General features: G+C 44.8%; 11 protein-coding genes and 1 tRNA gene. 11 read left to right on the top strand and 1 reads right to left on the bottom strand.

All coding sequences use genetic code 11. The features are described from left to right. Positions 1-226: 226 nt before the first annotated feature. The 11 genes from QUA71_RS07925 (at position 227) to QUA71_RS07875 (ending at position 10,817) form a co-directional block, all read left to right on the top strand. Positions 227-454, top strand: a complete 228-nt coding sequence (locus tag QUA71_RS07925; RefSeq protein WP_333219016.1) for a hypothetical protein — start codon at positions 227-229, stop codon at positions 452-454. 320 nt (positions 455-774) lie between these two features. Beyond that, positions 775-1,860: an amino acid ABC transporter substrate-binding protein gene (locus tag QUA71_RS07920; RefSeq protein ID WP_333283845.1), complete on the top strand. Its 1,086-nt coding sequence runs from the start codon at positions 775-777 to the stop codon at positions 1,858-1,860. A 194-nt stretch (positions 1,861-2,054) separates the two neighbouring features. Beyond that, positions 2,055-3,269: an ABC transporter permease subunit gene (locus tag QUA71_RS07915; RefSeq protein ID WP_333219020.1), complete on the top strand. Its 1,215-nt coding sequence runs from the start codon at positions 2,055-2,057 to the stop codon at positions 3,267-3,269. A gap of 46 nt (positions 3,270-3,315) precedes the next feature. Then, complete coding sequence (locus QUA71_RS07910; protein ID WP_333283843.1) at positions 3,316-3,915, top strand: hypothetical protein; 600 nt, start codon at positions 3,316-3,318, stop codon at positions 3,913-3,915. A gap of 57 nt (positions 3,916-3,972) precedes the next feature. Beyond that, positions 3,973-4,494 (top strand): DUF29 family protein, encoded by a 522-nt coding sequence (locus QUA71_RS07905; protein WP_333283841.1) that lies wholly within the window; start codon positions 3,973-3,975, stop codon positions 4,492-4,494. Positions 4,495-4,607: 113 nt separating this feature from the next. Next, entirely contained in the window at positions 4,608-5,843 is a 1,236-nt protein-coding gene (locus tag QUA71_RS07900) for an amino acid ABC transporter permease (protein ID WP_333283838.1), read from the top strand. A gap of 74 nt (positions 5,844-5,917) precedes the next feature. Next, entirely contained in the window at positions 5,918-6,670 is a 753-nt protein-coding gene (locus tag QUA71_RS07895) for an amino acid ABC transporter ATP-binding protein (protein WP_333283837.1), read from the top strand. Between the two features lie 116 nt (positions 6,671-6,786). Then, complete coding sequence (gene uvrC / locus QUA71_RS07890; protein WP_333283835.1) at positions 6,787-8,805, top strand: excinuclease ABC subunit UvrC; 2,019 nt, start codon at positions 6,787-6,789, stop codon at positions 8,803-8,805. A gap of 151 nt (positions 8,806-8,956) precedes the next feature. Next, a tRNA-Gly gene (locus QUA71_RS07885) sits at positions 8,957-9,027 on the top strand. A gap of 333 nt (positions 9,028-9,360) precedes the next feature. Beyond that, entirely contained in the window at positions 9,361-10,077 is a 717-nt protein-coding gene (locus QUA71_RS07880; protein ID WP_190656501.1) for an actin-binding WH2 domain-containing protein, read from the top strand. Positions 10,078-10,106: 29 nt separating this feature from the next. Then, complete coding sequence (locus QUA71_RS07875) at positions 10,107-10,817, top strand: hypothetical protein (RefSeq protein WP_333283833.1); 711 nt, start codon at positions 10,107-10,109, stop codon at positions 10,815-10,817. 193 nt (positions 10,818-11,010) lie between these two features. Here the strand turns inward: QUA71_RS07875 and mutS are convergent, their stop codons facing one another. After that, positions 11,011-13,638 carry a DNA mismatch repair protein MutS gene (gene mutS, locus QUA71_RS07870; RefSeq protein ID WP_333283831.1) on the bottom strand — a complete coding sequence of 876 codons (2,628 nt, stop codon included), beginning with the start codon at positions 13,636-13,638 and terminating at the stop codon, positions 11,011-11,013. Positions 13,639-13,908: the final 270 nt, after the last annotated feature.

Raw genomic sequence — 13,908 nt, 5'->3', positions numbered from 1 at the left:
ATCTTTTATCAAGATATTTATCTCAATGTGAAGGAATTGGGAACTCTTATAACATCTTGTGTGTTGTAACTTATGACACTACTGTATTAAGTTATTGTGGTCAAATATAAAATAATCATTAAGCCGAGCGCCCGGAAGGTGCTTTTCGTCGATCGGCTTGAGACACCAAGACCAGCTTTTCGCTATGCCCGCCCATTAAGTGCGTATTTACGCTCAACGAGGTTTTATGACTCCAGTCATGTTACGCCAACTCTGGTCATTAATTGAGACCACCCAAGCTACTCTGTTAGTCAATTTAGACGATGCGACCTTGGTACAGTGGCTGCTAAAGCAGTTAAAAACGAACTCTGCGCTTAATGGCAAAGAAGCAGATGTGTTGGACGAATACATCCAGTCTCGGCTTTCCCTAATCCGCGATTTAGCTGAGCAGCGGCTAGCACCAGAGCTACGGTGAGCGCATTCAATCAAAATCGGATAAATATTCCAGGGAAAGGCGATGATCCCTTGCGCTGGCCAGAAAAAGCAGAAAAGAAACCCGGTTTCAAGGATAAATCTTGGGTTTGACGACGAGGCCTCCAGCCGGAAACCGGGTTTCTAACTCTGGGCTCCCAGTTTGCTCAAAAAAAAACAGGCGGGTAGTCGGTGCAGTTGCCGCAGTGCAACACCGGATGCAGAACGGCTAATTTGAAGCCGGAGGCTTTTGTAGTTCGCCGATCGCCACAGTTCTCGACAGCTACAAGGTAGGATTGTCAGGAAAGCGTTCTACTAAAATCTATGCGTAAATGGGGATTTCTGCTACTAGCAAGTGTGTTATTTGTGGCACCGTTGGCGTCTTGTAGGGATCGATCGGCACAAACCGGACAAACAACAGCAACAACTACTGCAGGCGGCAACTCGCAACAAGGTTCCAGCCGGATAGATACAATTGTCAGCCGCGGCAAACTGATTTGTGGCATCAGCGGCGAACTGCCGGGTTTTAGCTTTGTAGACGAAAAAGGCAAATATTCGGGACTGGATGTGGATGTGTGCAGGGCTGTCGCGGCGGCAATATTTGACGATCCCGAAAAAGTCGAGTACCGAAAACTCAACGCTAAAGATAGATTTACAGTTTTGCAGGCCGGAGAAATCGACATTCTCAGCCGAAATACCACCTACACGGCGAGTCGGGACAGCACTACCGGACTGGAATTTGCCCCGGTGATCTTTTATGACTCTCAAAGCATCATGGTCAAAAAAGACAGCGGCATCAAAAGTTTAAAAGATTTTGCGGGCAAATCTATCTGCGTGCAGACAGGTACGAGCACCGAACAAAATTTGTCCGACCAAATGCGAAAATTAGGAGTTAAATACACTCCTGTGGTGTTTGAAGATGTGAATGCTACCTTTGCTACTTATCAAGAAGGTCGCTGTCAAGGTGTTACTGCCGATCGATCGCAGCTAGTCTCGAAGCGGACAACTCTGCCGAATTCCGAGAATAATGTTGTTTTGCCGATCGTGATGTCAAAAGAACCGTTAGCCCCAGCGGTAAAAAGCGGCGATCCTAAATGGTCTGACGCGGTGAAATGGATTATTTTCGCGGCGATTGAAGCGGAAGATTTGGGAATTAATTCAGGAAATGTAGACCAAATTGTGGCCAGCACTACAGACCCGAACGTCAAACGTTTGCTAGGAAAAGAAGGAGATTTAGGTAAAGGTTTGGGACTCCCGAACGACTACGCAGTCCGCGTTGTTAAGAAAGTGGGGAATTACGGAGAAATGTACGATCGCAACCTCGGGCCCAAAAGTACACTCAAGTTAGAACGGGGTCAAAACAGACTCTGGAAAGATGGCGGTTTGCTTTACTCGCCACCGTTCCGCTAATTTTAGTTAACTGTTGACTGTTAACTGTTGACTGTTAACTGTTGACAGTTGACGGTTAACAGTTAACCAACAAGATATTTTAGACAGCAAGGTACTCCGCGCTTACCTGACTTTTAAGGTGCTTTCTAGGTGTACCCTACAAGATATTTTATGCCGGCTAAAGTTAGGTATAGTTCGCTCTACATTAAACAGTTATGAACCCAGAACCTCAACCGGGCAAATCGCAGAAATTGCCCAAATTTAAAGATATCTCAAAACTGCTGCGGGACGATCGCTTCTGGAAAATAGCCGGACAGGCGATCGCCCTAATTTTAGTAATAGTTGTTATCGCGATTCTTTGGGACAATCTCAGTGCCAATTACTCGCAACTGGGGATTGCGTTTGGATTTGATTTTCTTAATTCCCAAGCATCTTTTGACATCGGCGAAAGCGTGATTCCTTACAGTCCAGAAAACACTTACAGACAAGCTTATTTTGTGGGTTTAATCAACTCGCTGCGGGTGATGGGTCTCGGCATTATTTTCGCAACAGTTGCGGGTTTGACTGTAGGAATTGCGCGCCTTTCCGACAATTGGCTGCTGCGGAGTTTGGCTGGTTTGTATGTGGAAATTTTGCGAAATACGCCGTTATTGCTGCAATTATTTTTCTGGTATTTTGCAGTTTTCATTTCCCTGCCAAAACTGGAAGACAATCAGCAGATGAGGGGGCCGATTTACTTGACAAATCGCGGCATTGCTGTACCTTGGCCGGTGGCTTTGCCGGGTTTTGAGATTTGGTTGATTTTGCTAACAGTCGGAGTTTTGGCGGCGGCGGGGCTGTGGATGTGGCGGGCGCGGGTGATGTTGGAAGAAGCTAAGCCGGGAAGACAGTTGTTTTGGGCTCTAGGTGCGATCGGGCTGAGTGCAATCTTAGCTTTTATTATCACCAAAAATCTGCCTTATCGTCTAGATTTCCCCCGCCTGACACCAGAATTGCAGCTCGAAGGAGGATTAAAATTAACTCCAGAATTTGCCGCCCTGGTGACAGGACTCAGCTTGTATACTGGCAGTTACATTGCAGAAATTGTCCGGGCCGGAATTCAATCAGTATCGAGAGGCCAGTGGGAAGCGGGAAAGTCTTTGGGGCTGAAGTCTGGAACAATGATGCGGATGGTAATTTTGCCGCAAGCTTTGCGGGTGATTGTGCCGCCTTTAACCAGTCAGTATCTGAATTTAGCTAAGAATTCGAGTTTAGCGGTTGCGGTTGCTTATCCCGACGTTTATTTTGTTGTGGGGTCTCCGACGTTGAATCAGACCGGTCGGGCGATCGAAGCAATGTTAATTATCATGGTAACATACCTAACAATTAGTTTGATAGTTTCTCTGTTCATGAATTGGTACAATAAAACCGTACAAATCAAGGAAAGGTAACTGCTGAATAGTTGATTTTTTTGATGTAAGATTAAAGGAGAATAAAATGGCATACAGTGATTTTAGTTTAGCAAAAGTATCTAAAACTTTTGAACTTAAACTTTTAGATGCAGTTAATATGTTTTCTGCTATCCCAGAGTTAGAAAGTAGTAATTTTTTAGTAGAAACCCTTCAATATACTGTGCCCTTAGCTATTAGCAGTAATACTGAAAAAGCTCGCTCCGAAATGATTATTGCACCAATTTTGATCGAACTGAGAAAACAGTTAAATTCGGAAATTAGCTTTTTTTCAGGAATCGACTTTACAATCGATCCCGAAAAAGGATTAAATGGAAATTGCGATTTTCTGATTAGTCGTTCTCCAGAATTATTAATTCTTACCGCACCAGTAATTATCATTGTAGAAGCCAAAAAGGAAAATATCAATGGCGGATTGGGACAGTGCGTAGCAGAAATGCTAGGCGCTAGAATATTTAATGAACGTGAAGGCAACGATATTCCTGCGATTTTTGGCGCTGTTACTAGCGGTACTAACTGGAGATTTCTAAAATTAAAAGACCAAGTAATTGAAATAGATTTAACAGAGTATTACCTCCGAGATGTTAATAAAATTTTAGGCATTTTAGCTAGTGTCATTAATAATTAATACCCGATAACCAATAACTATCTTTGGTTGACCACTATCAAATTTAAGGAGAATCAAATGACACAAGAATTAATCGATCTTAGAACTAGCATATTGGAAGGAAGGTATACAGATGCTTTGGCAATTGTCGATGAGTTAGATGGAATGAGCAAACAGGCAATTTTGCGACAAATCCAATCTTTTTTAAATGTTTTGCTGATTCACTTGATTAAAAATCAAGTTGAACAGCGATTAACTGGTTCTTGGGCAAGTTCGATTCGCAATGCAATCAGAGAAATTAAAAAGGCAAATATTAAAGATAATAAAACATCTTATTACATCAATTCTGATGAATGGGAGAGTTTTATAGAGGAGGAGGTGATTGAGGATGCGATTGCAGAGGCTGCGGAGGAAGTATTGAATGGTGTTTATACTCAATTTCAACTTGCAGAGATGATGGATAGAAACCTGATTATTCAAACCGCTGTGAGGTTATTGAACTTGACTTATATCCATTCCGCCAAAGATTTACCCGCAGTGTTAGCCCAGCATTTAAGTCAGTTACCAGGTGGAGAAGATTGGATAAATCGGCGAAAATAAGATTTTTTTTAGCCTTGGCAATTGGAAATCGCGTCTACACAAACAAAACCCGCCTACGCGGGTTAATAAAATAACTGGTTGTTACTCTACGTCATAGGATTGAAAACCGCTATATGGAAACTGTCCCCATATTACCGCCCCCAGCCACCGAATCGCCTACCCCTTGGAATTGGGCGCGCAAAAATTTATTTAGTACCTGGTACAACAGCATTCTGACAGTAGTTTGCCTCATTATCGCCTTCCAAACTATTAAAGGAATTATTGTTTGGGCAACAACAAAAGCTCAATGGCACGTGTTAGAAGCCAACTTGCCGCTATTTTTTGTCGGCAGATTTCCCAGCGAATCCTACTGGCGATTGTGGATAGTAACGGCCATAATTGCCTTGTTGGGAGGATTAACTTGGGGAAACATTCAGCGGCAAGAACGTCTTTGGAATCCGCCTTTACTAATTATACTCGGTGCTGCGGTTGTGGGTGCGGTCATTTCGCCGATCGACCTAACCTCTCGCCTCTACCTCTTAGGAATTATTATCGCAGCCGCCGCCAGCTATGCCATCGGCAGGAAAATTCACCCCAACCCCCCCTCGCCCCCCCTTAGCAAGGGGGGGTTGGGGGGGGTTAGCTGGATGCCAGCAGTTTGGGCTCTTTCCTTCCCCATAATTTTGTGGCTAATTAAAGGGGGGTTAGGTTTGACAGAAGTGTCAACAAATGATTGGGGCGGTTTAGTATTGACGCTGTTTTTAGCAGTTATTAGTATTGTGCTTTCCTTTCCTTTAGGAGTATTGCTAGCACTCGGCCGACAAAGTTCTTTGCCCGTTGTGAGACTGTTATCAACCTTATACATTGAAATTATTCGCGGTTTACCATTAATTGGCATTTTATTTTTAGGTCAAGTGATGCTGCAACTCTTCTTGCCGCCCGAATATCCGAAATTGGATAGAGTGATTAGAGCAATTGCTGGATTAACGTTATTTAGTGCAGCTTACTTGGCGGAAAACGTGCGCGGTGGCTTGCAGGCCGTGCCCAGGGGACAAATAGAAGCAGCGAGGTCGATCGGACTCAATACACCCTTACTCACAATTCTCATTGTACTGCCTCAAGCACTGCGAATAGTCATTCCGGCGATCGGCGGTCAATTCATCGGATTATTCATGGATACATCCCTGCTATCTCTATTCGGAATGTTAGAATTAATCGGAATATCCCGCGCAGTTTTAGCAAATCCCTCCTATATTGGCAGGTACGCCGAAGTTTACATATTCGTAGGCATCATTTATTGGATATTTTGCTACTCAATGTCCCTAGCCAGCCGCAAAATAGAGCGAACATTAGGGGTAGGCCAGCGCTAAAAAATCCTCAAATTTCATCTGCCTTCATCAGCGTTCATCTGCCTTCATCTGCGGTTAAAAAATAAAAAAATATTATGGAAACTAAACTAACAGCCCCCGAACAAGTAATCGTAGCAGAAAACGTCCACAAATGGTACGGACAATTTCACGTACTGCGAGGTGTCAGCATGACCGTAAACCGAGGTGAAGTCGTTGTCGTGATGGGGCCCTCTGGTTCGGGAAAATCGACGTTTATTCGCACATTCAACGCCTTAGAAGAATACCAACAAGGTAAAATTATGATCGACGGAATCGAACTTTCCCACGACTTACGCAACATCGAGACAATTCGCCGCGAAGTAGGAATGGTGTTTCAGCAATTTAACCTGTTTCCCCACTTATCAGTCTTGCAAAACGTCATGCTAGCGCCAGTATGGGTGCGCCGCTGGCCCAAGAAAAAAGCTGAAGAAGTGGCGATGCAACTGTTAGAAAGAGTTGGAATTTTGGAACAAGCAAAAAAATATCCCGGACAGTTGTCTGGAGGACAGCAGCAGCGGGTCGCTATTGCACGTTCTCTAGCCATGCAGCCTAAAATCATGCTGTTTGATGAACCGACATCAGCATTAGACCCGGAGATGGTGCGGGAAGTGTTAGATGTAATGCGAAATTTGGCTCAAACAGGAATTACAATGGTAGTGGTAACTCACGAAGTCGGGTTTGCGCGCGAAGTTGCCGATCGCATTGTATTGATGGATGGCGGTGTTTTAGTCGAAGAAGCCCAACCAGAAGAGTTTTTTCAGAACCCGAAGGAAGAACGCACCCGCAAGTTTTTATCTCAGATATTGTAAGTGATTTTCCTGTTTTATCGGTGGGTTTGGCGACGGTAGCAGCCGTCAAAATAGACATAATTAAGGTAAAATAAAAGAGTGTACAATCAGTCTCAATTTTGCTGAGATAGCTTGCAATGCCATCCACAAAAACTCTGCCGTTAGTTAAAGACTCGGAACGCCTAGAAAGTCGCCTCAAAGAAATCCCGGCGGTTCCTGGTGTATATTTAATGCGCGATGAGAGCGATCGCATCCTTTACATCGGCAAATCCAAAAAACTCCGAAACCGCGTCCGTTCCTACTTCCGCGAAAGCCAAAATCTCAGTCCCCGCATCGCGATGATGGTGCAGCAAGTGCGCGAAATTGAATTCATCGCCACCGACACCGAAGCAGAAGCTTTAGCGTTAGAAGCAAACCTCGTAAAACAGCACCAACCTTACTTTAATGTCCTCCTCAAAGATGATAAAAAATATCCTTATTTGTGCATAACTTGGTCGGAGGAATACCCGCGCATTTTTATCACCCGCAAGCGCCGCGCAGGTAGTGCAAAAGACCGCTATTACGGCCCTTACGTCGATACAGGGGCGCTGCGGAGTACGCTACATTTAATTAAGCGAATTTTCCCGCTGCGGCAGCGCCCTCAACCGCTGTTTAAAGACCGTCCCTGTTTGAATTACGACATCGGCCGCTGCGTTGGTGTTTGTCAAGGGTTAACTTCGCCGGAAGAATATCGAAAAATCATCCAAAAAGTAGCGATGATTTTCCAGGGAAGGACTGAGGAATTACTCGATTTGTTAGCGCCGCAAATGGAACAAGCGGCGGAAGATTTAAACTTTGAAACGGCGGCGCGTATTCGCGACCAAATTAAGGGTTTGCAGTCGTTGAGTGCGGGTCAAAAAGTATCTTTGCCCGACGATACGGTTTCTAGAGATGCGATCGCACTTGCGGCCGACACCCAGCACGCTTGCGTCCAATTGTTCCAAATTCGGGCCGGTCAATTGGTCGGAAGATTGGGATTTATGGCGGAAATACCCTCCCAACCCCCCCTTGCCAAGGGGGATCAAGAGTTATCTCAACTTTCTCTTTCCTCCCCTCCTGGGCAAGGGGGGGAACGAGGGGGGGTAGAGGCCGGAGCGATTTTGCAGCGGGTGTTGGAAGAACACTATCAAAATGTCGAATCCGTAGAAATTCCCAGCGAAATTTCAGTGCAGTACGAATTGCCAGAAGCGGAAATATTAGCCGATTGGTTGAGCAACCGTAAGGGGCGCAAAGTTACGATTTTGACGCCGCAGCGGCAAACTAAGGCTGAGTTGATTGAGATGGTGGAACGCAACGCTGAGTATGAATTGGCGAGAATGCAAAGATTGAGCGATCGCAATTCTCAAGCAATGGAAGATTTAGCAGAAATTCTCGATTTGCCAGAAGTTCCTCGCCGCATTGAAGGTTACGATATTTCTCACATTCAAGGTTCTGACGCCGTAGCTTCCCGCGTCGTATTTATTGACGGTTTGCCCGCCAACCAGCACTACCGCCACTACAAAATTAAAAATCCTGAAATTAAATCGGGTCATTCTGATGATTTTGCTAGTTTAGCAGAAGTTATCGGTCGCCGATTCCGAGGATTGAAGGAAGAAGAAACAGGCAAGATGGAAGATGGATTTAGCGATTTAGAAGACTCGGCAGAAATCAGCAATTTATCCTCGGTTTCTCATACTATTTCCGACAAACCCGACTTAATTATGATAGATGGCGGCAAAGGTCAACTGTCAGCAGTTGTGGCTGTTTTGCGGGAAATGAATTTGCTAGAAGAGTTGCGCGTTGTCAGTTTGGCAAAGCAGCGAGAGGAGATATTTTTGCCGGGGGAATCTTTGCCGCTGCAAACTAATTCTGAGCAACCGGGCGTACAATTATTGCGCCGGGTGCGGGATGAGGCCCACCGATTTGCTGTGAGTTTTCACCGGGATCGCAGAAGCGAGAGAATGAAGCGATCGCGCCTTGATGAAATTCCCGGATTGGGACACCACCGACAAAAACAATTGTTGGCACATTTTCGGTCGATCGACTACCTCCGTTTAGCGACTCCCGAACAGTTGGCAGAAGTTTCTGGGATTGGCCCGCGTCGGGCGCAGCAAATTTACGATTATTTCCACCCGTAAAGTCTTACGCAGCATGGGAGACGGGGATTTTTGGGGCTAGGGGGCGATCGGGCCGCAAGTCCCTATTCAGCCACTGTGAGGGAGGTATTCAAAAATTTTGCACAGGCCTATTGCAATCCCCAGAGACTTGTGGTATGTTTAGTTTCTGTGCGCGGGCATAGTTTAGTGGTAAAACTTTAGCCTTCCAAGCTAACTATGCGGGTTCGATTCCCGCTGCCCGCTTACTTCTCTAAAAAACCTCAAACCAACGAGAAATCAACGGTTTGAGGTTTTTTATTGCCCAGAATACGGCTGAGTCGGGGCTCAAAGTGACTATCAAATGACTATCACATGACTACAAAATGACTATCACATGACCTTTTTGGATAGAATTTGGAGACAATGTGACTAGAATTTGACTAGAAATATCCAGCCGATAGTCAATAGCGGTAAGGTGCGCGGCCCAAGAGCACCCTACATAATTAGGTTCTGTGTAAGTCCTGTCTCTACAAGAATAATTAGTTAACATAGAGTGCCCTGATTTGGCAAGATTGCCAATCGAACTCAGCTTGAGTTATGACTGATTCGGAGTCGCATCAGTCACAAGGAGGGCCCGTGAAATATTTTTCAGTAGTAATGTATTTGCTGCGGGAACGGCAACAGTTTCTCGAAGAAATTCGCCAAGGTGTCAAGCTCAAATCTAAAATTTTCGGTTTGTTGATTTCTAGTACCCTATTTTTTGGCATTTACGGAGCGATATTAGGTGCATCTAGTACGTGGATGCAATGTCTGGTTTCAGCAATTAAGTTGCCAGCACTTTACTTGCTGACGCTGATTATCTGCTTTCCCACACTTTACTTTTTTAATGTCATGTTTGGTTCAAAACGAACTTTTGAGCAGTATTTGACATTGTTGATGACAGCGATGGCGATGATTAGCGTTTTGCTGTTTGGATTTGCACCTGTTAGTTTGTTTTTCCTCATAAGCAGTACCAATTACAATTTTTATCTGGTGCTGAATGTTGCTATCATGGCAATCACAGGATTTTTGGGAGTAAGTTTCATTTATCAAGGAATGCACTTTCTTTCAGAACAAGATGCGGAAGGCAAAGACATCAGGTTAAATATTTTGCGCTTCTGGTTGGGACTTTATGCGTTTGTTGGCAGTCAATTGGGATGGACGCTAAGACCGTTTTTTGGCGCACCGGGACAAGCTTTTCAACTGTTCCGAAACCGAGACAGCAATTTTTATATGAGTCTGTGGCAATCAATTATGTCTCTGGGAGGATCGTAATTAATCCCAATTTAAGGAGATTTTAAAGAGTGATACAAGCGGATTTGGATGAGTTAAAAATTCCTGAGAAGGAGTTGGAGGATTTGAGCGGAATAGCTTTGAGCGACGGTTTTGCAGCGGATTTTTACCGACCTGCGGCACTCCGGGACGGCAAAAAGCTGTTTTCTCTTTTGTTGAATGAGTTGCTGATATTTTGTGTGACATTAGTTTTTTCGCTGCCTGTTGCTTTACTGGCTAATAAACATAATGTTGGTTCATTTAGCGATGCTGAAATATTTGTCCGGGTTTTACAAATAACTTTGGGTTTGTCGCTGGCGATTACTCTTGCTTGGAATGTCTATAAATGGGTTAAGGCCAAGCCTCTGGCAACGCTGGCGGGTCTGCTGGATGAAGTTGAGAAGTATCATGAGGTAATTCAGGCTTTAGATATTATCGATCGCCTAACGGCTGCTGGCAATTTACAAGCCAATTTAATTAAGCGAGGAGATGCAATTGAAGCATTAAAAATTACTAGAGAAAGTTTAGTCTGTGCTTTGAAAACAGAAAGGATTCTTAGGGAAAATCAGCAATTTATCGGCCGCCGTTACGAGCTATTTGCTAATATTGAAAGTAATTTGGCTGCTTTGATGGCGCTGGATGTGAGCGATCGGGCGACTGAATACGGGCGATTGCTAAATGAGGCGCTAGAAATTGGGATGAGCGTGCACAAAGAGGTAAGAAAGTTGCAAAATGGGCGTTAGAGTTGCTGGAGAGTTCCTGGTTTGTAGTAAAAGTAGTAACTGAGATCTTGCACCATGCTCAAGAACAGGCAGGATGCCTGTGCCACAAAAATTAAATTTTCTTGTGGGGTGGGCATCTTGCCCGCCCCTGAAAGACTTATTAAAAATGGTGCAATATAGAAGTTACTACAAACTTTTTTTACCACCGGAAATTTCAATCATCAAAAATATCCAACTGTTCGCCCTCACACTCTTTTTTACCATCTTTTTTAACACCTTTCCGCAGCCCGATCGCAATTTTGCTATGTTTCTCAATCTGCTTCATCACCTGTCTCGCCCTGTCTATCACCGACGGCGGTAAACCAGCTAATCTGCCCGCTTCAATTCCGTAAGATTTGTCAGCACCTCCCGGCTGAACTTGGTGCAAAAATACGATTTGATCCGGCAATTCTTTCACTGTCACCTGATAATTTGCGACATTATCTAAAATAGAAGCTAACTCATTTAACTCGTGATAGTGAGTCGCAAAAATTGTCCGCGCCCGAATCTCAGTTGCTAAATATTCGGCCACAGACCAAGCAATAGAAAGTCCGTCAAACGTCGCCGTTCCCCTGCCAATTTCATCTAACAAAACCAATGATTGCGGCGTGGCGTGATTGAGAATATTTGCAGTTTCGTTCATTTCCACCATAAACGTAGACTGACCGGTTGCCAAATCGTCTACTGCGCCGACGCGGGTAAAAATGCGATCGCAAATTCCCAAACTCGCCGCTTTCGCCGGCACAAAACTACCCATCTGCGCCATTAACTGGATCAAACCCACCTGCCGCAAGTAGCAGCTTTTCCCGCTAGCATTCGGCCCGGTTAAAATAATTAAATCTGGGCGGTTTAACGATTCTTCCCGACCCAAAAAAGCCGAATTAGGTACAAAAAATCCCGGCGGCAAAGACTTTTCCACCACAGGATGACAACCTTCAATAATTTTAATTTCCCGACTTTCTGTCATACTCGGGCGGCAGTAATTCTGGTAAACTGCTACTTCTGCCAAACCGCACAAAACATCGGCCGCCGCCACGGCGCGGGAAACGTTGCGAATAATTTCCGCGTGTTCTCCTACCTCCGATCGCACTTGAGCAAAAATATCGTATTCCAATTGATTTAAATCTTCCCGCGCTGTCAGAATTCGCACTTCCCTTTCTTTTAATTCTTCAGTGCTGTAGCGTTCTTCATTGGTGAGAGTTTGCTTGCGGGTGTAGTCCTTCGGCACTTGGTCTACTTTAGATTTGGTAATGCTGATGTAATAGCCGAAAGCTTTATTGTAGCCTACTTTTAAATTAGAAATTCCGGTACGTTTTCTCTCTGTTGCTTCTAAATTTGCAATCCATTCTTGGTCGGATGATGCAGTTTGGCGCATTTCATCTAGCATCGGATTGATTCCTGATCGAATCAAACCTCCTTCTTTTAAATGAATCGGCGGTTCATCAACTAAATGAGCGTGAATTTTATTTGCTAATTCTTCTAAAATTGGCGGTACATTTTGCAGCGCTTTCAAATAGGGCGAGATCCCTTGGGCTGCGATCGAGGCTAATGCCGGCAGTTTTCCGAGAGAATCAGCTAAAGCGACCAAATCCCGCGCGCTAGCTGTTCCAGAACCGGCGCGGCCTGTCAGTCTTTCGATGTCGTAAATTTGGCGCAGCAACTGCTGCAAATCTTGGCGCAGGGCGTTATTTTCTACTAATTCTTGAATCGTGTCGTGTCGGGCGCCAATGCCTTTAATGCTGAGCAAAGGTTGCAGCACCCAGCGGCGCAAAGCGCGGCCTCCCATTGCGGTGCTGGTTTTGTCGATAGCCCACAGCAGCGAACCGTGAAAAACCCCATCTCTCACTGTTTGAGTAATTTCGAGATTGCGGCGGGTTTGGTAGTCGAGGATGAGAAAATCGGTGAGAGTGTAAGTGTGCAATCTTTGCAAAGAAACTGCTTTTTCCTTTTGAGTTTCTTCGAGATATTGCAACAAACCGCCGGCGGCGCGCACTGCGAGGGAAAGGTGCGCGCATCCCATGCCTTCGAGCGATCGCACTTTGAACTTTTGCAGGATTCTCTGTTTTGCTTCGGACAAACTAAACGGAATTTGCGATCGCAAAGAATAGCAAAACGAATTCGGCAAACACTCGGGTAAATGCTCTGATTTCTCTCCGGGTCTCAACATAGTCACCAAATCCGGCGCATTAGTCGGTACCAAGACTTCCGAAGGCTGCAAACGCAGTAATTCTAGGGTTAATTGTTCTAAACTATCTGCTTGGGTAGTGACGAATTCTCCCGTAGAAATATCTGTATAAGCCAATCCCCAATGTTCCCCAGCAATGACGACTGCGGCTAAAAAATTATTTTGTCTTGGTTTGAGCATTCCGTCATCAGTCAAAGTTCCGGGAGTGAGAATGCGGGTAATTTCGCGTTTGACTTGGCGGCCTTCTTTAGCGGCAATTGAGGCATCTTCAACTTGATCGCAAACTACCACAGCATAGCCTTTTTCTACTAACATTGACGTGTAGCGATCGAGGGCGTGGTGCGGCACTCCTGTCATCGGCACTCTGCCGATTTCTTTGCCGCTTTCTTTACTCGTACAAACAAGTTCTAATTCCCGCGAAATCGTAACTGCATCTTGGAAAAAACACTCAAAGAAATCTCCGACTCGAAACAATAAAAGTGCGTGGGGATACTGTTCTTTCACTTCCACATACCGCTGCATCATCGGAGTTAGCTTGGTGAATTCTAGTAGGCGGTGGTCGGCATTGCGGATGTTGGCTTGATTGGGGTCTGTTGGGGTAGATGCAGTGTAAGGCATAAAAGGCGATCGATAAATTTTAATCTTTAACAACTTTAGCGCAAGCTCGGCTTTTAGCTCTAACTAATATACAATATTTGACGATTAATCCTCCTTAAGCAGGGTGCGTGATTCTCAATATTGGGAAAGAGTGTTGAGCTATACAAAAATCACGCACCCTACTTAATAATCGATAAACCCGCTTTTAGTTGAGAATTTTTAGGTCGCTACTTATCTCATGTGAGGTATTAGAACCGCTGTAGTGAGGTTAAGGGCGAAATTTTTATCACT

It is taken from the genome of Microcoleus sp. MON1_C5 (genome assembly GCF_036701875.1).
Lineage (GTDB): Bacteria > Cyanobacteriota > Cyanobacteriia > Cyanobacteriales > Microcoleaceae > Microcoleus.
Note: the sequence above shows the minus strand (reverse complement) of the source record. Positions and strands in the feature narration are given on the sequence as shown.

Bases quoted from the DNA above. Each gene is read 5' to 3' on its own strand.
- mutS (WP_333283831.1), bottom strand. From the start codon at position 13,638: ATGCCTTACACTGCATCTACCCCAACAGACCCCAATCAAGCCAACATC.
- QUA71_RS07905 (WP_333283841.1), top strand. From the start codon at position 3,973: ATGACACAAGAATTAATCGATCTTAGAACTAGCATATTGGAAGGAAGG.
- uvrC (WP_333283835.1), top strand. From the start codon at position 6,787: ATGCCATCCACAAAAACTCTGCCGTTAGTTAAAGACTCGGAACGCCTA.
- QUA71_RS07880 (WP_190656501.1), top strand. From the start codon at position 9,361: ATGACTGATTCGGAGTCGCATCAGTCACAAGGAGGGCCCGTGAAATAT.
- QUA71_RS07920 (WP_333283845.1), top strand. From the start codon at position 775: ATGCGTAAATGGGGATTTCTGCTACTAGCAAGTGTGTTATTTGTGGCA.
- QUA71_RS07925 (WP_333219016.1), top strand. From the start codon at position 227: ATGACTCCAGTCATGTTACGCCAACTCTGGTCATTAATTGAGACCACC.
- QUA71_RS07895 (WP_333283837.1), top strand. From the start codon at position 5,918: ATGGAAACTAAACTAACAGCCCCCGAACAAGTAATCGTAGCAGAAAAC.
- QUA71_RS07915 (WP_333219020.1), top strand. From the start codon at position 2,055: ATGAACCCAGAACCTCAACCGGGCAAATCGCAGAAATTGCCCAAATTT.
- QUA71_RS07900 (WP_333283838.1), top strand. From the start codon at position 4,608: ATGGAAACTGTCCCCATATTACCGCCCCCAGCCACCGAATCGCCTACC.
- QUA71_RS07910 (WP_333283843.1), top strand. From the start codon at position 3,316: ATGGCATACAGTGATTTTAGTTTAGCAAAAGTATCTAAAACTTTTGAA.